This window comes from Sphingorhabdus profundilacus, assembly GCF_009769755.1.
GTDB lineage: Bacteria > Pseudomonadota > Alphaproteobacteria > Sphingomonadales > Sphingomonadaceae > Sphingorhabdus_B > Sphingorhabdus_B profundilacus.
Map to the genome: position 1 here is coordinate 1,516,351 of NZ_SDWJ01000001.1, position 20,370 is coordinate 1,536,720.

The window sequence follows — 20,370 nt, forward strand, 5'->3', positions numbered from 1 at the left end:
CCTGAACCCCAAACCTTCTTCTCCCCTCCCGCGTGCGGGAGGGGCCGGGGGAGGGTGTCGGAAACGTCGTAAGGCGCGCCTCTGGCACGCCCCCTCCCCTAACCCCTCCCGCAGGCGGGAGGGGAATCTCTACTGCGCCTCGTGAATATCCGTCACCCTGAACGTGTTTCACCTTCGGTGACTGCGTTCCGGGGTGACGGGGTTTAGGGGGCGACAGGAGATAAGGTGCAAGTGCATCAAGCTTTGGTTTTCATCCTCTAAATGCGCCGACCACGCGACGGACGGATAGGATTTATAAACCATTTATCAACCAGTCCCATCTAGGGTTTGGTCATGGTTATTAGTCGCATCTTTCCAATGCTTTTCGTAGTTTGCGGAACGTTCATCTTTTCCTCTGACGCCCGCGCCGAAGTCTTCGAGCTGGCGGGCAACGGAAATTTCGTGCAAATTTCACAGCCGGCCTGGCAACCGGAGCCTGTTGCTGCCCCTGAAAATTATGCCCCTGTTGTCATCCAGACTTCGCCAATTGCGACACCGGGAACGGGCACAGGTACCGTGCGCCAGCATATTCAGATGGCGGCGCAGCAATATGGGATCAGCAGCGACCTCGTCGATGCGGTGGCATGGCAGGAATCACGCTATAACCCGCGTGCCAGATCGACCGCAGGTGCGATAGGCGTCATGCAATTGATGCCCGGCACTGCGCGCAATCTGGGCGTGACCAATCCGCATGATGTGCGGCAAAATGTCGCAGGCGGGGCGGCCTATCTGCGTGAACAGCTCGACCGGTTCGGCAATAATGTGCCGCTCGCTCTCGCGGCTTATAATGCAGGTCCGGGCGCGGTCCGCAAATATGGCGGCATCCCGCCCTATCGCGAAACCCAGAATTATGTACGCAAGATCATGCAGAGGCTGTCCGAAGTCTCCATCCAACGTGTCGATTATTAAGCGAGGTTGCCAAGATAATGAAATTCACAGCAAAGACAAAGTTACTCACGGCAATTACGCTGCTTACGGCCATTCCGCAGCGCGCTTTGGCACAAGTTGCAGTGTCCGACCCGCAAGGGTCAGGCCCCATCGTCAATGCGCTGGGTTGGCTGCAAGGGACGTTGCTGGGTAATGTCGCCACGACCGCCGCTGTCATTGCCGTTGCCGTTGTCGGCATGATGATGCTGACCGGCCGGATGAACTGGCGCTTTGGCGCGACAGTCATTGTTGGCTGTTTCGTCCTGTTCGGGGCGACCGCAATCGTGTCAGGAATTCGTGTCGCCGCAGCAGGGGGCTGATTGATGACGCCGCTTAACCGCACGCCTGTTTTTCGCGCTCTGACCCAGCCGCAGATGTTTGCGGGCGTGACCTATAGCTATTTCATCATCAACCTGATCGTGACGACGGAAATCTTCCTCATCAGTGGATCATTCTGGGCGATACCCGCCGCTGTCCTGATCCACGCCATCGGCTACATGGCCTGCTTGCGCGAACCCCGCATCTTTGACCTCTGGATTACCAAGGTCAGCCGTTGCGGCCGGACGCGCACGCACGATCTGTGGCGCTGCAACAGCTATCGGCCCTGACCTATGAAGCTTTCTTCGCAAAAATTGGCCAAGTTGGACCCGCGCGCTGGGGACCGTTTGCCCTACGCCGGCCATCTCAATGACCATACATTGGCCACCCGCAATGGTGAGCTGATACAGATGATCCAGATCGACGGTATCGCGTTCGAAACCGCCGATAGCGAGACGCTGAACCACATGGCTGCCGTGCGCGATGTCGTGATGCGCGGCATCGCGAATTCCAATTTGATGCTCTATTGCCATGTCATCCGGCGCCGTGTGGCCGCCGAATTGACGACGCCCCAGCCCGAGGGCTTCGCCCGCGACCTCGACGCCGCATGGCAGGAACGGTTGCGCGGCAAACAGCTTTACATCAACGACATCATTCTGATGCTGGTCCGCCGACCCGCCCGTGGCAAGGTCGGCTTTGTCGAACGGCTGACCAAATGGGGCAGCGGCAAGCGCTCGCCGGAAGAGAAGCTTGCCGAACAGGCCCGCGAACTGCGCGAACTGGACAGCGCACGCACCAATCTTCTGTCCGCACTCAGCCGCTATGGCCCGCGCGTTCTGGAACGCTATCAGGGTGCGAGCGGCATCTGTTCCGAACCGCTCGAAATTTTATCGGCGCTTTACAATGGCGAAATGCAGCCATTGCTCGAACCCACGGGCGATGCCGGACACTATCTTCCCTACAAACGCATCAGCTTTGGCCTCGATGCGCTGCATCTGAAGGGATCGAGTGCGGAGACCTCGCGTTTTGGCGCGATCGTTTCGATCAAGGATTATCCCGCAACAACCAGCCCAGGCATGCTCGACAATGTGCTGCGCTTGCCGCACGAACTGACGCTGACCGAAAGCTTTGCCTTTGTGGATCGGCAGATAGCTGACGAGCGGATTGGATTGGCCTTGCGCCGTTTGCGCGCGGCGTCCGATGAAACCACCACTTTGCGGCAAGGTCTGTTGGGCGCAAAAGATGAGCTGACCGGTGGCGCTGCCGCCTATGGCGAGCATCATCTAGGCGTCCATGTCCGCGCCGGCAGCCTCCCCGCGCTCGACGCCGCGGTCGCAGATGTGCAGGCATCACTCGCCGACATTGGCGCAGTGTCGGTGCGCGAAGATCTCAATCTGGAAAGCGCATTCTGGGGCCAGTTTCCGGGCAATGCAGAATTCATCGCCCGCAAGGCGCTGGTTTCGACCGCCAATCTGTCGGGGCTCATCTCCTTGCATGGATTTCCCATCGGCGCGCCTGCAGGTGGGCCATGGGGGGAGCCGATTACCGTGCTCGAAACCACATCGAGCACGCCCTATTTCTTTAACTTGCACAGCGGCGATCTGGGCAACTTCACGCTGATCGGTCCATCGGGATCAGGTAAGACGGTGGTGCTGAACTTCCTGATTGCCCAGTCGCAAAAGTTCAATCCGCGCACTTTCTTCTTCGATAAAGACCGGGGTGCGGAAATCTTTATTCGCGCCATTGGCGGCCATTATGATGTGCTGCGTCCGGGCAATCCGACGGGTTTCAATCCGCTGCAATTGCCGAGCAACGCCGCCAACCAGGCGTTTTTGAGGCAATGGTTGTCGCAGATGCTGACGCCGATGGGCGGTCAGCTGACCGCCGATGAGAATGCGATCATCGCCAGCGCGGTCGAGGCCAATTTCGACCAGCCGATGGAGCACCGCCAACTGCGCTATCTCGTCGAGCTTCTCGCCGGTGGCGCGCGCCCTGTGCGTGGTGACCTCGCGTCGCGGCTTGCGCCCTGGTATGGCGCAGGCGAGCATGCATGGTTGTTCGACAATGTGCGGGACGAGTTGAACCTTGACACCCGCACCGCCGGTTTCGACATGACATCGCTGCTCGACAATCCCGTGCTGCGGACACCGGCGATGATGTATCTGTTCCACCGCGTGGACGAACGTCTGGACGGCACACCGTCGATGATCGTTATCGACGAAGGATGGAAGGCGCTGGACGATGAAATCTTTGTGCACCGCCTGAAAGACTGGATGAAGACAATCCGGAAACGCAACGGCGTGGTCGGATTTGCAACGCAGAGCGCGAGCGACGCCATCGAAAGCAAGATCGCCGCAACCATCATCGAACAGTCGGCCACGCAATTGTTCATGAGCAATCCCAAGGCGCAGGCGTCGGATTATTGCGACGGTTTCGGATTGACCGAGCATGAGCTTGATCTCGTCCGCTCGCTGCCCGAACATTTGCGCTGCGTTTTGGTCAAACAGAGCGGCAACAGCGTTGTCGCCCGCCTCGACATGGGCGACATGCCCGATGCGATGACTGTCCTGTCCGGCCGCGAAAGCAGCGTCCGCAAACTGGACGAGCTGCGCGATGCCCATGGCGATGCGCCATCCGACTGGATGCCGCAATTGCTGCAGGCCGCCGAAGAGGGCCCGTCGGCCCTGTGGCAAAACACCAGGACAGGAACGCGCGGCTGATGGCGAAATGCGCCGCCATAAACGCCACAGCAGGTTCGGCCGAAACCATGGTCAACACCGTGGATTGCTATATGCAGTCGACGGTGCAGGCCGGTTACGCCAATTTGCTCGGCCCCGGCAGCGTATTCGGCTATGCGCTGACAATCGCGCTCACCATTTACGTCGCGATCGTCGGTTACCGCCTGATCTTCGGCCGCTCCTCGCTCAGCATGGGCGAAATGGCGCCGCGGATGCTACTGATTGGCGCGGTGCTTGCGCTGACCAGCAATTGGGCGACCTACCAGATACTTGTCTACGACGTACTCACCGACGGCCCGCAGGAAATTGTCAACGCCGTCAATCCGTCCGCCGGTCAAAGCAGCAGCGTCAACCAGCGCGTGGATATGCTGTCCGGCCGAATGGTCGATCTGGCCGATGCCTGGACAGAATTTGACGCGCGCCCCGAAAATATCGCACCAGATGAAGCCAAGGACGCCGCTGCGCTTCCGCCGACGACCGCGGCTGGCATCACGGCCATCATCGCGCCCAAGGATTCGCTGGGCCCCAATATGCTGATGCTCAGCGCGCTATTATTGGTGTTGGCATCGGCAGGTGTGCTGGTTGTTGCCAAGATCATATTGGGACTTCTGCTTTTGCTGGGGCCGATATTTGCGGTGCTCGGTCTGTTTTCGGTCACACGCGGGCTGACCCTTGGCTGGGCGCGGGCAGCGGTGTTAATGGCGGTGATACCCGTCATGGCGATCATGACCGCAGCGGGCGCAACGGCGCTAATCGAGCCGGTTCTGACCGAAATGTATGTGTCGGCCAATCAGGGGATTTTCTCCCTGCGGGCCGCGCTGACTATATTGGTCATCGTGCTGATTACGGTCGCGGTATCCGTCCAGCTATTCCGCATCGGACGGACCATCGTTGGCGGATGGACGCTGTCATTCGGTTCGCAATCTTTGCCCGATAATCTGCACAGCCCTGTTCCGACAATGGCCGTCGAGGCGCAAGGTTCGCAAATGGTCTATAATGAGCGTATGCAAAATATGGTGAGCGCCATCGAACGCACGGCGCTGGCTTCGTCATCAGCCGGAACCTCAAACCAGCGCGCAATAATGTTGCCGCGTCGCTTTGAATCCGAAACTATATCCAACCGCAAAGACGATATGAAAACCGATCGTCGCATTTCCCGGGGTCGCGTGACTGCTGTTCGTGCCCCGATAAAATCCATCAGGAACGCCGCATGACTGGAAGAATTCTCATAATGCTGCTAGCCAGCATGATATTGCAGACCCCGGCACTTGCCCAGTCTGCCAAGCCCGGCGCGGTTGCCCCCAATATCCGATACGTCAATTATGACCCCAATGGTGTTATCCGCTTGATTGGCCACACCGGGTACCAGATGTCGCTGGAATTCGATGTCGGCGAACGGATCGAAACCGTCGGAATTGGCGATTCATCGGGATGGCAGGTCACGCCCAACGGCTCGGGCACCGTCATGTTTCTAAAGCCCGTCGGCATTCCGCACACCACGAACATGTCGATCATCACCAATATGCGCCGCTATAATCTTGAACTGGTGGCAAAGTCTGGGCTGCGTGTTCCGCCCAGTCAGGTCGTCTATGCCGTCCGCTTTACCTACCCGGTCAAGGCGGTAGATGCGGCAGCAAATGTCGCCGCACCGCCCATCATCGCAACCCCTCCGGAATTGTGGAACCGCGCCTATAGCTATGATGGGGCAAAGGCAAATGTACCCGATCAGGTATTCGATGACGGCAAGGCAACTTATTTCCGGTTCGCAACCGGCGCAGCAACCCCTGCGATTTTCAGCATCACGCCCGATGCCGGTGAAAGCATCGTCAATTTCGCGATCCGCGGTCCTTATGTCGTGGTCGAACAAATCGCCCCGCAATTTGTGCTGCGTCAGGGCAAGGAAGTGACATTCATTTTCAATGACACTTATGCGGCCCCGACACCGGGTGTCGACGCACCCAAGGCGCGTGCCAAAAAGAAATGCGGATTATTTGGCTGCAAATCGCGGGAGGCAAAGCCATGAACCATTTGAAACCAGAGGGTGCCGATCCGCGCAGCGAAATGCAGGCAGAAGCGCTGGAAAGCGCAAATGCGCCCGTGCTTTCACCCGTCGCAATGCCTGCCGGGCTGTCGCCGGGCCTAAAACTGGGCTTTGTCGGCATTGGCCTGCTCGGCATCCTGACATTTACCACCTTGGCCACCAGCCGGGGCGACGCCAGCCAGACAGCAGCCAAGCAAACCGGATCAACCGTTGCGAATATCGTGCCCCAGGGCGGATTGGTACCAAAGGCCGTGTTGTTACCCGGCCCGCCCGAACTGCCGCCCCCTACCCTGGTGCCACCCCCGGTTGACGCCGCAGGTGCGCCTATAATGGGCGTAATCGGGCCGCAAGCCCCAGTACCCAGCCGCCTGCTGGCACCGGGTGTCGTCGTCGATCTGACCAAAGGCGGCCCTGCCATATTGCCGCCTACACCTGGGCTGGCCGGGGTCAAGGCCGATGACCTCAGCGCCGATGACAGGTTCGCTGACCGCGTGGCAGCCGCCGAAAACGCCCCTGCCCGTGCGGTACGTATCGCCAATAGCAGCTATACCGTCCCGCAAGGCGCGATCATTGCCGGGGTCCTTGAAACCGCGATCAATTCCGACCTTCCCGGCTATGTGCGTGCCGTTGTTAGCCGCGACGTGATGGGCTTTGACGGACGCCGCGTGCTGATACCCAGCGGCAGCCGCCTGATCGGGCAATATAAGTCCGGCCTTACCGCCGGCCAATCACGCGCCTTCATTGTCTGGACCCGGCTGACCCGTCCCGATGGTGTTACCATATCTTTGGGTTCACCTGTCACCGATCCCTTGGGCCGTGCAGGTTTGGGCGGCAAAGTGGATAGCCATTTCCTGAAACGCTTCGGTTCTGCCATTTTGCTTTCGGTGGTGCAATCAGGGCTTGGGCTTTTGCAACGCGGCAACAATGATGTCGTCGTTCGGACCGCGGATGATGCAAAAAGCGTTGCCGGTATCGCACTGCAGCGCGACATCAGCATTCCGCCCACGGTCAAGGTCGCGCAAGGAACAGCGATCCGCATTTTCATTGCCCGCGACCTTGATTTCTCCGGCACGGACGGCGGCGTCCAATGAACATGATGACCCCGGTTTCCGGGGAAGGCGGCAATGTCTATCTCAACAGCTATCTCGCGCCTTTCGAAGCGTGGCTGTCGGCGGACGATGTCACCGAAATATTGGTCAACCAACCGCAAGAGGTCTGGGTTGAACGCATGGGCGCAGACGAGATGGAGCGCCACGATGCGCCCGCCATCGATGCACAATTGCTGGAACGTCTGGCGCAACAGGTGGCACGGATCAGCCATCAGGGCATCAACCGTGAAAGCCCCTTGCTGGCGGCCATCCTGCCGGGCGGCGCGCGTATCCAGATTGTCCTGCCACCCGCCACGCGCGGCTCTGTCGCCATAGCGATCCGCAAACATGTGCTGCACGATATGACCGTGGATGGATATCTGGCGCAGTGCCACACCGGTTCGTTGAACCAAGCTAAATCCGGGCTTTCCTTATCGGCACTGCTGGATAAAGGCGACGTGTCGACCTTCCTGAAAAAGGCAGTTACCGCCCGCAAGACCATATTGCTTTCGGGCGGAACATCTTCAGGGAAAACCACCCTCCTCAACGCGCTGCTGAAGGAAATTCCGTCGAACGAGCGGGTCATCGCCATCGAAGACACGCCCGAGATCAAACTTGGCCGCAACAATGCCATCGGCCTTGTTGCCGTATCGGGCGATCAGGGTGAGGCACGGGTGACCATCGAGGAACTGATGCGCGCATCGCTGCGTATGCGTCCGGACCGGCTGATCGTCGGTGAATTAAGGGGCGCGGAAACGGTCACATTTCTGCGCGCCATCAATACCGGCCACCCCGGTTCGATCAGCACGATCCACGCCAGCTCGACAGAAGGCGCGTTTGAACAACTGGCGCTGATGTGTATGCAGGCCGATCTGGGCCTGGGCCGCAACGACACCATAGATTATGCGCGGTCCATGATCGACATCATCGTGCAACTTGACCGCAAGAACGGCCGGCGATCCATCGCCGATATCCAGTTCAAGGGCGACTGAAGAGGCGTGCGGATCAATTTGGTGCACCCAACTGGATCCGAACCAGTGGCCGCCAGATTGGGAAGCTGCTGATTAGTTAGGGAAACGCAATCTTCGCGAGCCCCGTGCTCCATCGATACTACACCGGCTTAATCAGCTCGGCATGAGACGCCTTGATGAGCTTTGCATCGCATGAAATAGGGCGGTCGATGGCGATATTCTACACGCATGATACACACCCAATGTCGCGTTAAAAATGATGGCAAACTGCCAAATTTGTCTCTATCGTTAGGAGGATATTTAGGGGATCAGATGACCAATCGAATAAAGCATATCGTGATCGTTGGTGGTGGCAGCGCCGGATGGATTGCGGCTGCGCGTATTGCTGCGAAAAACTGCACAGACGATCCTGATGGTGTGCACGTAACCTTGGTCGAATCCGCGGCAATTGGCACGATTGGTGTCGGTGAAGGCACTTGGCCAACGATGCGTAACACGCTCAAAAAAATCGGCATCTCCGAAACCGAATTCATCCGTCAATGCGATGGTGCGTTCAAGCAGGGCGCGAAATTTGTCGGCTGGACCGATGGCACACCGCAAGATGGCTATTATCACCCGCTTAACCCGCCGCATGCTGCAACACAAATAGACCTTTCCAGTCATTGGATCCGAACCAGGATCAAGGAAGGTTTGGATTTTGCCGATGCCGTCGATTTCCAGGCTGCTTTATGCGAAGCAGGGCGCGCTCCAAAATCAATTACTACCCCTGAATATGGCGGGTTGGCTAATTATGCCTATCATCTCGATGCGGTTAAATTCGCCAAGCTATTGAGCGAATTCAGTGTGCAAAAGCTGGGCGTGCGGCACGTTGTTGATGATGTCACGTCGATCAATCAATCTGAGGATGGCTATATATCAAGCATCGAAACAAAGTTGCATGGCACTATCGCTGGTGACTTGTTTCTGGACTGCTCGGGCTTTGCGGCGCTGATGATCGAGGGCGTTTATGGCGTTCCGTTTGTGCCCTGCAATGACATTTTGTTCGCCGACCATGCGTTGGCGTTGCAAGTACCTTATGAGCGGGATGACGCACCTGTCGCAACGCATACAATATCGACGGCCCAGGATGCAGGCTGGATATGGGATATCGGTCTGCCGACCCGCCGTGGAACAGGCTATGTCTATTCGAGCAATCACACCAGCCACGACGAAGCTGAGGCAACGCTGAGACGCTATGTCGGTGTGATAGGCGCCGAGGGATCAACACGTCGGATCAAAATCCGCGCAGGTCACCGCGAAACTTTCTGGGTGAAAAATTGTGTGGCCGTCGGACTGTCAAATGGCTTTCTGGAACCACTCGAAGCGTCTGCGCTGATGCTTATTGAAACGGCGGTTGATTTCGTTGCCGATCGCTTGCCTGAAAATCGCGACTCAATGACGGTCCTGTCAAAGCAGTTTAATGCCGCTTTTACGCATCATTGGGAGCGTATTATCGAGTTTCTGAAACTGCATTATGTTCTCACAAAGCGGGATGATACTGCGTTCTGGCGTGACAATCGCAACCCCGGATCGATCCCAGAAGGATTGAAGGAGCGCCTTGAACTATGGCGATATCACCCGCCAAGTGTGCAGGATTTCCCGTATCACAAAGAGATATTCTCTTGGCCGAGCTATCAATATGTCATGCACGGGATGGGTTTCGAAGCAGATTATGCGGCACTGCCGAGCTCTGGACCTGACGAACAACTGGCGAAGCATTGCTTCGCAACTGTCGCGCAGTCACGGCAGAAGTCGGTTGCCGAAATGCCGATGCACCGTGAACTCCTGAACAAAATCAATCAATATGGATTGCAACCGGTTTGAAAAATCCCACATCGCTTGGCCTGTTAAACCCTGATCGTCACCGGGATGTCCGCATAATGCCCGGACCTGACATGGCATGGGGGCAAGGACTTGACCACGTTCGAATCGGGTTGAGTGAAGCAGGTATCGCGGCATCCGATTATCCGTTGCTGTTCATGAAGGATGCCGAAAGCGGCCAATTCCGGCTGGTCGCGTTGTTCGGTTTACGACCAAGGGTCAATTTTTTCCTCATCAATGGACAGTGGCAAGCCACCTATTTACCGATCGCGGTTTTAGGATCCCCATTCCACTTGGGTGGCTCGGATCAGTCTTTATGTATCGATGAAGGTAGCGATCTTGTCACCACGGATACCGGTACGGCACTCTATTCAGACGACTGTTCCGAAACTTCAGAGCTGCTTCGCATCCATTCTATGTTTGATTATTTGCGATGCGACCTTGATACCGCCAATGAATTTACGGCAACACTTGTCGCCCTAAATTTGCTTCGGCCTATTGAAGTGACGCTGGAATTTAGCGAAGGGAAAAATGAGATGATCGAAGGACTTTACTCCATCAGTCCGCCCCGATTGTCCACTCTTGAAGATACCGCCATACTTGATCTGCATCATCGGAATTTTTTGGACAAGATCTACATCATCATGAATTCATTGGGTCAGATGAACCGGATTCAGCAGCTATCCCATATCCACTATGATCAGGACATTATAGGGTTACGAACACAGATGACTTCCGGATAAAGACGGAGATTTATTGGGCGCCATCAGCGCTGCTGTAGCGCATTTCCAATCCAAGTGCCCAGCGCCGCTGAAATCCGGGCCAATACCCGCTCTCCTTTGCGCTAGCCTTTTTACCACCCACATTTTCCATCGGTGAAAGTGGCCAGACGCCGTCGCCACTCTGTCGTGTCGGTACATTAAGAAATACCGCTTTCTCCGCGTCTCCCTTCAGGTGAAGATCAAGAAAGGCGGTGATGAAGTGCTGATTGATAGCGTTGATACGCTCGGCACGCCACACCGGTTCGGCAAAATATTCGCGCGTGGAAAAATCATCATTTGCCTCGGGTGGTGGCGGATTGCCGCCGACATTGTGTCGGGCGTTGAGAAACAACAGCAAGTGTCTGGGTTTAACCACCATCTGTTCGAATATCCAGGACACACCCTGCCTGGTGTCCACAATATCATCCTCGCTGCCGCCGATGACCAATATCGGCTTTGTTGACTTCGCGAGGGACGCGGACGTCCACGCACGGCTTTCGGGGCGACCGCCAAAGGGCGCGAGCGCAACAACCGCTTTGATTTTCGCAGCAACAGGCGCGCCTTTCGCCTGACTGTCAAAAATGGCTGCTCGTGCTTCAACCGGTAATTGTGCGAAAACGCTGCTTGCCGGATCGTAGTCCATTCCTGCGGTGGCCAAAGCACCGAACCCGCCCATTGAATAGCCAATGATACCGATTTTATTGACATCGATAACCCGACCCAAATGGTCCCTGTCGTCCGCCGCGCGCGAGGCAAAATACTCAATTACCGCGCGCTGATCCGCTGCGCGATTTATCAAGACGTTACCAAAGGAAACGGCCAGCTCCGCTCCGCCGGTTGCACGCCTGTCCATATGGTCGATGGCGACGACGACATAACCTTTGGTGGCCAGATTTTCGGTCAGCCATGTCATGAAGCTGTCCCAGCCATTATAGCCATGTGACACAATGACCAGCGGGTGGCGCTGGTTTCCGGCAATGTCGGCATTTTCAACAGCGAGACTGGGGATAGCAAACTGGAGCCCACTGCCGTCAGGCTTTGGCAAAGCATGTTTGAAACTTGTCCGGATAGATCCCGGAGCATGTTTTGATGGATACCAGACACGATATTTTATTGTTCGCGGCGCATGGGTAATGCCTGACGTCGTCAAAGTCACCACATTGGGCAAAACAATCTCACCCGTTTGCATGCCAATTTCGTCCGGGCCAATTGCTGCAAGCTGCGGCGCGTCCATCGGTGGTACCGCATAGGGCTGCCGTTCGGCGGGCTGTGACAAAGCCGCGCTGGAAATCAAAGCGAGCAGAACTCCGACGGCACGTTTCATTTTTGTCATTGGCTTATCAACCCCGTCGTCCGTGTCGTCAGAAAAAAGCCCTTCTTTGGAGTTTATCCAAAGAAGGGCTGAAACATTCATCCTGTGCTATTTAGAAGGAAACGCGCACACCAGCTGCATAACGTGCCCCTGTATCGACATAATCAAGAACCTGATTATCAAACCGTCCTGTTGTTATGTTTCTAGCATTGAACACGTTGGTGCCTTCGACAAAAATTTGAGCATATTCAAAAATGTCATAGCTTGCGCGCATATCAACTTGCTCAAATGCCCTGCGGAAGACCGGGTCGCCGCCCTGCCCTGGAGTCACAAGAGCCTCGAGGAAACGGCCACGGCGATTCCAGGCAACCCGCGCTGCAAATCCATCTTTTTCATAGAAGGCTGTAGCATTGTAACTATTGCCAAGTCCTTCAACCGCGAAGGAAGTGACCGTGGTCCCCTGATCGAAGCTGGCGTTGCTTTTGACAAAGGTCGCATTCAACGCAACACCGAAACCATCCAACGGGGATGGCAAATAGGTGAAGCTGTGAACCGCGTTGAGTTCGAGACCACGAACAGTTGCAGTCTCGGAATTGCGCGGACGGCGGACGCTGAAAGTTGCCTGATTGGGACCGGTTATTCCGTTGCCAAGCGGCAAGTTCCCTGCGTTTGCGATAGTGAAAACCTCATTGGAACGGGTCTGGACAATGAAATCCTTGATATTCTTGTAGTACACCGCCGCCGACAACGTTGTCGTCGTCGAAGGATACCATTCAAATGACAGGTCAAAATTGGTCGACGTATAAGGTTTGAGATTGGGGTTACCGCCGCTCGCATCGAGGCTTGCCGGACGCAGCACATCGAAATTGGTCCGAGGAGCAAGATCCCTTACCTGCGGTCGGGTCACTGTCCGCGATCCAGATAGCCTCGCGACGATATCATCGGTCAGATTGATCTTGATGTTCATGCTAGGCAGGAAGTAATCATAGCTCGATTTCTGGGTAGTAGCCTGAGGAACTCCGCCATTGGCAAATACGCCTTGATAGATGGTAGGATCGCCGAGCACAGGCAGCAGGTCGAGTAATTGTTGCTGCTGGCCATTTGCGGTTAGTTCAGTGTGCATGTACCGCGCGCCGATATTTACAACCCACGGCATCGAACCCAAAGTTCCCTTGAAATCCGTATCTAGATAACCGGCATAAACCTTTTCATTGATCGAAAATGAATTGGGTTGAACCGCCGCATCGAAACCATTGGTTGCCGCCAACAGGGCAGCCGTTGTTCCAGGCGCTAAACCGCGCGCTGCGTCACGGGCAGCAGCTTGCGCCGGGCTCTCCAGAAATGCAAAATAGGCATTGGCATCATAAGTCTGGAAAACCGTGGGGACCGAACCCTTGTTACCAAGAAAACTACCGAGGTTCAGCGGGCTAAGCAATGATGGCTGCGACAACTCATTATATCCGCAATACAGACATAATGTATTACTGTTCGTTGCGATTGTCTGACTGCTCTTTTTGCGGTTGGTGTTGACCAACCCGAAGCGCACGGCGTCCAAAACGCCACCGTCGGATTTCCATTCGGTATCCAGCTTATACTCAAAAACCCGTTCGGCCTCGTCATTACCCGTTCGCAAGGCAATATGCGTCCGACCAAGTGCTGGATTTGTAAGATCGCCAGAGTAATTTACTGTTGATGGAAAGCCACTGCCCACTGCTTCCTGGAATGTGTATTGGCTAGGAATGCCGATGACGGTGAAGTAATTTTTGCCGCCGGCATCGTCATTGGCCTTCGACCAGGATGCGTCCAGCTTTACAGTCAAATTGCTATTGACGTCCCATGACAGATTTCCACCTAGGGCACGGGTTTTAACAAAACGATTGTTCGACGTTTGAATAAGGTCGCCGACGCCATTGGTCGTCAAAGATGTAACCGTCCGATTACTATCAATCGTCGCAGCCGTGTAGCTGGATGGTTCGAACCAGCTTCCCAGCGATTCAACCCGCGAATTCACATCGAATTTGTTATAAAGTCCGTCGACCGTCAGCGTAAGCTGCTCGACGGGCTTGAACTGCCCGGTCACGTTGATCCCAAGCCGTTCGCGTGATTGCGTGTCCCGACCGGCATCCTGGTTACGCGGCGCAAATACATTTGTAAAAAGCGGCGTCGCGGTTGGCCCTACAGAAGAGCCGGGCAGATATCCCCGGTTTTGAGTGAAGCGAACTTCTGAGTCGCGCTTTTGGTAAGAAACAGCCGCCAAAATGCCAATCGTGTCGTCTGCAAAGGTGGTGCTCACCAATCCGAAGAGTTGCGGCGTAACGTTCTTGCTATTGCGTTCGTATAACCCCTTACCAGAGAAGACCGCCTTAAACCCGCCCAGCTCAAGTGGCCGGGGCGTCTTCACATTGAGCGTCGCCCCAATCCCGCCATCCTGCAATTGTGCCTGCGCGCTTTTATAGACCTCAGCACCACTGATCAGTTCAGCAGCTAAAAGATCGAAGCTAAATTCGCGTCCCTGATTGTCACTGGCGAATGTACGGCCATTTACAAGTACGGTATTAAATGCCGGACCAAAACCACGGACCGTAACGAAACGACCTTCTCCGCTGCTGCGGTCAATTGCTACACCTGGAATGCGCTGCAAGGATTCAGCAACGTTTGAGTCAGGAAACTTGCCGAGGTCTTCGGTGCTGATGGCGTCCACAATCGCGTTTGAATCGCGCTTGATGGCAGCCGAATTGCTCAAGCTACCGCGGATGCCGGTTACAATGATTTCGTCGCTTTCCGCACCTGCCGTTCCGGTATCCGGGGCGTCTTGGGCGTAGGCTACCGTTGATACAGACAGTCCGAATGCTATGCCCAATAATAATTGCGCCTTGATCCTCATAATACCCTCCTAGAGATTTTTTATTTTCGTATGAACGGACGACAAGTAACAAAGCGCCATGCGGAAGAGGGAGATAGGCTCCAATTCTCCTTCGCAAGGTCGTTCGTAAATACCAACTCGCTCGAACTTTGAAATTCTAAAACGAATGCAACATGTTCGCAATCGAAATATTCAAACCATTGCTTATTGCATGCTATTCTTCGCTACGGCAGATTTTCACACCAACCCCGGCATCTGAGGTAAGGCTCTGAAATTTATCGGGCAGTTCTTCGTCTGTGAAGAGCCAGTCAATCTGGGAAAGGTGTCCAAAACGTGACATTGCCCGGCGGCCGAACTTGCTGTGATCTGCAACCAATATCGTTTCAAGGGAGTTTGTAATGATCGCTTCGGCGTTTCGGGTCTCTTGATAGTCAAAATCCAGCAAGGCCCCGTCGGTGTCAATTCCGCTTACGCCGATGATACCGAAATCTAACCGAAATTTCTCGATAAACTCAGTGGTAGCCGGGCCGATTATCCCGCCATCTCGTTTCCGCAACTGACCGCCTGCGATCATGACTTCAAAATCGTCATTGCCTGATAATATTGTGGCGACATGCAGATTGTTGGTGACGACTTTAAGGTTTCTATGATTAATCAGAGCCTTGGCAACCATCTCCGTTGTAGTGCCGATGTTTAGAAACAAGGAACTGCCATTCGGGATATGCTTCGCGACTTGAGCGGCGATATGCCTTTTTGCGTCGACAAACGTCTGGAGACGGTGATGATACGCTTCATTTTCGACGCTGGTTGCTTGTCCTGCGCCACCATGAAATCGCTGCATCAGGCCATGTTTGCATAATATGTTGATATCGCGCCTGATGGTTTGCGGGGTTACATTAAACTGGTCGACCAGTTGCTCCGTAGCCGCAAATCCCTGGCTTTTGACGAGCGCCAAAATCGCACTCTGACGCTTGCTGATCTCATCACCCATATTTCGCCCCTTTCCCCAGCCCGTGGTTCAGCCGTTACATATTTCCAGTGCAAGGCCAACAAACAGCACATCCAAGTCCACCACATGCACTTCGCGATTGCGAGAGAAAACGAACCTTCTAAAGATTAAGATGCAATATAAGCCGAATTCGATGTTCGTATTCGAAGCTTGTTATTTGCGAAAAGGGAAGTAGCATTCCATTAACAAGCCTCGGTACGAAACGTCAGTCTCGCAAATCGTGGATAATGCAGGGGGACGGGATGTTTCAAGAAGGTGCTTCGGCAATACAAATTGCGATTTTTTTCGCGTTGACCGGTCTGATCGCCGTCATGACGTACTTGAAAGTGCATGGCAAAGGCGCTGGGCGCGAAAGCAGTTCTAAAGAGGTTTTCCTTGCAGGAGGCGGGTTGAGCTGGCTGTTTGTGGCGGGCTCGATAACATTGACCAATTTGTCCACCGAGCAACTCGTCGGCATGAATGGTAACCAGATGTTGCTGTTGGCGTGGTGGGAACTATCGGGCTTTGTCGGGTTGATGATATTGGCATTCGTTTTTGTACCGATTTATTACCGCAACAAATGCACGACCGTCACCGAGTTGCTGGAGCGCCGCTACAAGGGGGGCAGCATACGCACCGTAATTTCAGCAATGTTTCTTGTCGGCAACATTCTGATTTATCTGCCAGCCGCCTTGTACAGCGGCAGCCTTTTTTTGCAGTCGCTGTTTGGAACGGAATTTTCGCTTTTGGTATATGCAGCCCCGATGGCAATCATAGCCGCCGCATATACGATTACGGGCGGACTTCGTGCCGTCGCTGTGATGGACACTTATTCCGGAATTGGCCTGCTTGCCATAGCTTTACTGGTTGTGTTCCTCGCTTTGGCAGCGGTGAATTTCGACATATTTACCGGTGTTCCTGAATTCAGGACAACCATGGTAGGCGCGATTGACTCGCCCATACCGTTTCACACATTGTTCACCGGCATGATTTTCATCCAGATCTTCTATTGGTCGACCAACCAGAATATCACGCAAAAAGCGATGGCCGCGCCTAATGTAAAGGAAGCGCAAAAGGGTGTGTTTGCCGCAGCAGCGATACGAGTTCTCGTTATCCCGGCGATAGTTGTTATACCAGGCGTGGTCGCGTTCAAATTGTTCGGCGACGTCAACGACGCAGCTTATGGCAAGCTTGTCGCCCAGGTTTTACCGGGTTGGATGTCCGGCGCATTTGCTGCCATGATGGCCGCGGCCGTGATTGCCCATACGAGCGCGATTTTGAACAGTTCGGTCGCACTATATTCGATGGATTTCCATGAGAAATTCATCGCCCCGATTGCGAAGCCCTGGAAAGTTGCGGCAATTGCCTCTGTTGTTCTGACCATCACTTCGATCTTGATGGTTCCGATTTTCCAGAATGCCGAAAGCATTATCAACTTGTTGCAGCAATTGAACGGTTTGTTCTCGATGCCGATCCTGTCCGCCTTCATCGCCGGATTGCTTTTCCGCAATGTGGACGCGCGCGCGGCAATTGGTGGACTGGTTTGGGGACTGGGCAGCTACGCGGTGCACAATTTCATACTTTATGTACCCAATGCAGATTTCAACGGCCAAACTTACTATCAGCATTGGGGATTGCCGTGGCTGCATTATATTGACGTGATGGTTATTGTGCTGGTGACATCTGTCATTGTGTCGCTGATCGTCAACAGGTTTGCTTTTGGCAACCGTGCTACATTTATCTTCAGCGCGGCTGGACGCGACATGCGCCGTGCCGAAAACGCTGCAATCGAGGCGGCAGGGTAACAAGCGCATTAAACTGAGATGTCGAGCGCCCACGGATGGGTTTCGCCTGGCCTTGTGTTCGGACCTGTAGCGATTACCGCTTGCTCAAAATTGCAAATTGCCAAATTTGTTTGCAAAACATGCTTATCATTCTCGATATCATGGCTGATCAAAAAGTTCACGAGAAAGGTTAATTTCCGGAATTCAAAAGACAGATTTATATCTATATATTTCAATTTGATGAAAGACTTTACATGTCTTAACCATCTATTCTTTCGACAGTATTTTCAATCAAGTTTACAAAAAATTAATCAGTCGATTCGGGGCTTTAAAAAATCCTGCGTCACCGAGGGTCGCAAATATATGGAACCATAGACCCGATTTTCGGGTGCATGATGGTTGTGTCTTTAAGGGCGGTGTATTTGTGCGACTATCTGGGGCTAAATTTCTCGCGTTAAGTGCGATATTCGTCGCCTCATTCGCCTTCTTTCCGGCGGCAACGATTGCTAAGGCGCCGTCTGGAAGCTCGCTGCAAATCGAAATAGAAGCATCAATCGGTCGGCGTTGCGGCATCGCTCCGCTCGGCGCTAATTCGAACGATAGCGGCCGCATTGACGAACCAACAAGGATCGCCTTTCGCTTTGGTCTGGACTGCAACACCCCATTCAAGATTGGCGTCGCGGCAAAAAATGGCGCGCTTCAATTGGTGGACACGGCTTCTCAAATTCAGAATGTCGGTGCGTTTGCCTATCGCAAAAACTATGTTGCCGGGCTTCAGTTTAATACGGATCAAACAGGACTTGTCACTGCGGGAGAATGCGCTTCAACTTCGTTGACATCCGCAAACTCGGCTTGTCGTTTCTACGGTTCCAAGCCAGGGTCCGGTCTTTATTCCGGCCGCGATACTTCTGCTATTGGAAAGGAAGGCGAATTGACCGTCACTTGGCAGGGCGACGAAGCGGACACTGTGCGACTTGCGGCAGGCGCTTATCAAGAGATTTTAACGATTATTGTGGCTCCAAGCACATGATATCAAAACATAAATTCAGTTAAATGAATCCGATCCGCGCTTCACTGGAGAGAAACGCGGTGGGCGAAGAGAGCGTCTGATCTCTCTTAAAATCAGACCGGAGTTTAAGTGAAAAGGAACAAGCTGATGAAAAAATGTTTAATTGCGGTCGCGACCTTCGCTGCACTGACGTCCGCCCCGGCCTTTGCCGACGGCAATAATCGCAGTACCGATACCGAAATCTTCACGATAAACGCGACAAACCCAGCAAAGTGTAATCTTGAAGCGACAACCTACACGCTTAACTTAGATACCAACGCTCTTTCCAACGACGAAGGCTTCGCTCTTGCAACGGTATCGAGCTCGGTCGCGAACAAGATGAATCAGGCAAATGTTACCGCCTGGTGCACCGGCGCAAAGAACACTCTGCAGATGTATCGCACTGCGTTCGTAACCGATAGCGGTATAAAGGGCACAGACGGGTTCAACCGCGCCGTCGTATATGATGTGAATATGAACATTGCCGGTGCCGTCCGTTCAGATGGCTTCACACCGACCGAAGGAACATCCGATGGTCAAGGCAATGGTCCCGGTGTTGGTTCGGGTGCAGGAATTACAGTTGGCCGCTTCGGTGCAACCGGTTCTGGCGCGCAGGTGGTATTTTCTTCTGAACTCAATTCCGAAGCCGTTACCAATGGCAACAGCACTGCCGCCCGTGGCAACTTTACGGCTGACGCAAACCGGTTAATCGCTGGCCAATATATCAGCACGTTAACCATAGAGTTGACACCCGGCGTATAAAAAATGGATAGAGGATCCCGGGGGCAGAATATTTTGTTCCCGGGATTATTTTTGTCCGACCCGAAGGGCAAAAAAATGGGGACTTATCTATAATGCCGTTTCGGCCCAAAGCAGCTATTTATGCTGCATTTTCCGTTGCTGTCAGCGCTGGACTGGCAACCGCGTTATACGCAATGACCGTGTCCCCTGTCGTAATCGATTTGCAGACATCGGGCCAACGCATGTCGCAAGTTGTCACCATTGAGAATAAATATGCAAAACCTGTTATTCTCGAAGTCCTGACACAGGAGGCTGAATATACCGATGATGGTGTTCGCGGCACGGGAAAAGCAACGGATGATTTGTTGGTCTTTCCACCACAGGCGCAAATCGCACCCGGAGGCACACAGGCCGTCCGGATACAATATGTCGGCGATCCCGACCTTGTAAAAAGCCGCCACTATTTTGTTACGGTAGCACAATTGCCGGTCAAGATTCCCGAGGGGGAATCGGCGCTGCAGCTGCTTTACAACTTTCAAATTGTTACGGGTGTCAGCATGGCCGGCAAACGTTCAAAATTGAGTATTTCTAAAGCGGAAACCTATGTCGGTGGCGACGGAAAACCAAGAGTATTGCTGATTTTGAACAACGAATCAGATACTTATGGGTATCTGTCAAATGGCTCCTTACGCATCGTCCAGAAAGATGACACCGGAAAGGAGGTCTTTAAAAAAACCATGACCGGTGACCAGATTTCTCAGGAAATTGGATTTGGCCTGGTTGGCGCGGGTCAGATACGGAAAATGCAAACCGGAATTATTTTGCCGACTTCGGGGGGTAGCGTTGAGGCGTATTTCACACCATCAACGCGCTAATTCCGGGCAGTTTCGA

The 20,370-nt window shown here is 54.1% G+C and carries 17 protein-coding genes; 14 read left to right on the plus strand and 3 right to left on the minus strand.

The features are described from left to right. The first annotated feature begins 441 nt into the window (after nucleotides 1-441). The 10 genes from EUU23_RS14135 to EUU23_RS07130 all read left to right on the plus strand — a co-directional run bounded on the left by EUU23_RS14135 (nucleotide 442) and on the right by EUU23_RS07130 (nucleotide 10,725). Nucleotides 442-948, plus strand: a complete 507-nt coding sequence (locus EUU23_RS14135; protein ID WP_343032686.1) for a lytic transglycosylase domain-containing protein — start codon at nucleotides 442-444, stop codon at nucleotides 946-948. A gap of 17 nt (nucleotides 949-965) precedes the next feature. Beyond that, nucleotides 966-1,286, plus strand: coding sequence for a TrbC/VirB2 family protein (locus EUU23_RS07090; RefSeq protein WP_160353333.1), 321 nt, complete (start codon nucleotides 966-968; stop codon nucleotides 1,284-1,286). Between the two features lie 3 nt (nucleotides 1,287-1,289). Beyond that, nucleotides 1,290-1,574: a VirB3 family type IV secretion system protein gene (locus EUU23_RS07095; protein ID WP_143774990.1), complete on the plus strand. Its 285-nt coding sequence runs from the start codon at nucleotides 1,290-1,292 to the stop codon at nucleotides 1,572-1,574. 3 nt (nucleotides 1,575-1,577) lie between these two features. Then, nucleotides 1,578-4,004 carry a VirB4 family type IV secretion/conjugal transfer ATPase gene (locus tag EUU23_RS07100; protein WP_160353334.1) on the plus strand — a complete coding sequence of 809 codons (2,427 nt, stop codon included), beginning with the start codon at nucleotides 1,578-1,580 and terminating at the stop codon, nucleotides 4,002-4,004. After that, nucleotides 3,971-5,236 (plus strand): type IV secretion system protein, encoded by a 1,266-nt coding sequence (locus EUU23_RS07105; RefSeq protein ID WP_160353335.1) that lies wholly within the window; start codon nucleotides 3,971-3,973, stop codon nucleotides 5,234-5,236. Before EUU23_RS07100 ends, EUU23_RS07105 begins: the two co-directional genes overlap by 34 nt. Then, nucleotides 5,233-6,045 (plus strand): TrbG/VirB9 family P-type conjugative transfer protein, encoded by an 813-nt coding sequence (locus EUU23_RS07110; protein WP_160353336.1) that lies wholly within the window; start codon nucleotides 5,233-5,235, stop codon nucleotides 6,043-6,045. Before EUU23_RS07105 ends, EUU23_RS07110 begins: the two co-directional genes overlap by 4 nt. Next, nucleotides 6,042-7,154 carry a type IV secretion system protein VirB10 gene (gene virB10 / locus EUU23_RS07115; RefSeq protein WP_160353337.1) on the plus strand — a complete coding sequence of 371 codons (1,113 nt, stop codon included), beginning with the start codon at nucleotides 6,042-6,044 and terminating at the stop codon, nucleotides 7,152-7,154. The genes EUU23_RS07110 and virB10 overlap by 4 nt, the downstream gene beginning before the upstream one ends. After that, the gene (gene virB11 / locus EUU23_RS07120) at nucleotides 7,151-8,143 is read left to right on the plus strand and encodes a P-type DNA transfer ATPase VirB11 (protein ID WP_160353338.1); all 993 of its coding nucleotides are present in this window, start codon (nucleotides 7,151-7,153) and stop codon (nucleotides 8,141-8,143) included. The genes virB10 and virB11 overlap by 4 nt, the downstream gene beginning before the upstream one ends. Nucleotides 8,144-8,434: 291 nt before the next feature. Continuing rightward, nucleotides 8,435-9,985, plus strand: a complete 1,551-nt coding sequence (locus tag EUU23_RS07125; RefSeq protein WP_160353339.1) for a tryptophan halogenase family protein — start codon at nucleotides 8,435-8,437, stop codon at nucleotides 9,983-9,985. Next, nucleotides 9,982-10,725, plus strand: a complete 744-nt coding sequence (locus tag EUU23_RS07130; RefSeq protein WP_281346872.1) for a SapC family protein — start codon at nucleotides 9,982-9,984, stop codon at nucleotides 10,723-10,725. Before EUU23_RS07125 ends, EUU23_RS07130 begins: the two co-directional genes overlap by 4 nt. Before the next feature lie 10 nt (nucleotides 10,726-10,735). Here EUU23_RS07130 and EUU23_RS07135 read toward each other — a convergent pair whose 3' ends face one another. The 3 genes from EUU23_RS07135 to EUU23_RS07145 form a co-directional block, all read right to left on the minus strand. Beyond that, nucleotides 10,736-12,076, minus strand: a complete 1,341-nt coding sequence (locus EUU23_RS07135; RefSeq protein WP_160353341.1) for an alpha/beta hydrolase family protein — start codon at nucleotides 12,074-12,076, stop codon at nucleotides 10,736-10,738. A 91-nt stretch (nucleotides 12,077-12,167) separates the two neighbouring features. After that, the gene (locus EUU23_RS07140) at nucleotides 12,168-14,939 is read right to left on the minus strand and encodes a TonB-dependent receptor (protein WP_160353342.1); all 2,772 of its coding nucleotides are present in this window, start codon (nucleotides 14,937-14,939) and stop codon (nucleotides 12,168-12,170) included. A gap of 193 nt (nucleotides 14,940-15,132) precedes the next feature. Beyond that, the gene (locus EUU23_RS07145; protein WP_160353343.1) at nucleotides 15,133-15,909 is read right to left on the minus strand and encodes a DeoR family transcriptional regulator; all 777 of its coding nucleotides are present in this window, start codon (nucleotides 15,907-15,909) and stop codon (nucleotides 15,133-15,135) included. Nucleotides 15,910-16,238: 329 nt separating this feature from the next. On the opposite strand from EUU23_RS07145, the gene EUU23_RS07150 reads away from it, so the two are divergent. The 4 genes from EUU23_RS07150 (at nucleotide 16,239) to EUU23_RS07165 (ending at nucleotide 20,354) form a co-directional block, all read left to right on the plus strand. Then, entirely contained in the window at nucleotides 16,239-17,711 is a 1,473-nt protein-coding gene (locus tag EUU23_RS07150) for a sodium:solute symporter family transporter (protein ID WP_246156160.1), read from the plus strand. A 367-nt stretch (nucleotides 17,712-18,078) separates the two neighbouring features. After that, nucleotides 18,079-18,720, plus strand: a complete 642-nt coding sequence (locus tag EUU23_RS14030; protein ID WP_218939514.1) for a hypothetical protein — start codon at nucleotides 18,079-18,081, stop codon at nucleotides 18,718-18,720. 126 nt (nucleotides 18,721-18,846) lie between these two features. Then, nucleotides 18,847-19,500 carry a hypothetical protein gene (locus tag EUU23_RS07160; RefSeq protein ID WP_160353346.1) on the plus strand — a complete coding sequence of 218 codons (654 nt, stop codon included), beginning with the start codon at nucleotides 18,847-18,849 and terminating at the stop codon, nucleotides 19,498-19,500. A gap of 221 nt (nucleotides 19,501-19,721) precedes the next feature. After that, nucleotides 19,722-20,354, plus strand: a complete 633-nt coding sequence (locus tag EUU23_RS07165; RefSeq protein WP_246156161.1) for a fimbria/pilus periplasmic chaperone — start codon at nucleotides 19,722-19,724, stop codon at nucleotides 20,352-20,354. Nucleotides 20,355-20,370: the final 16 nt, after the last annotated feature.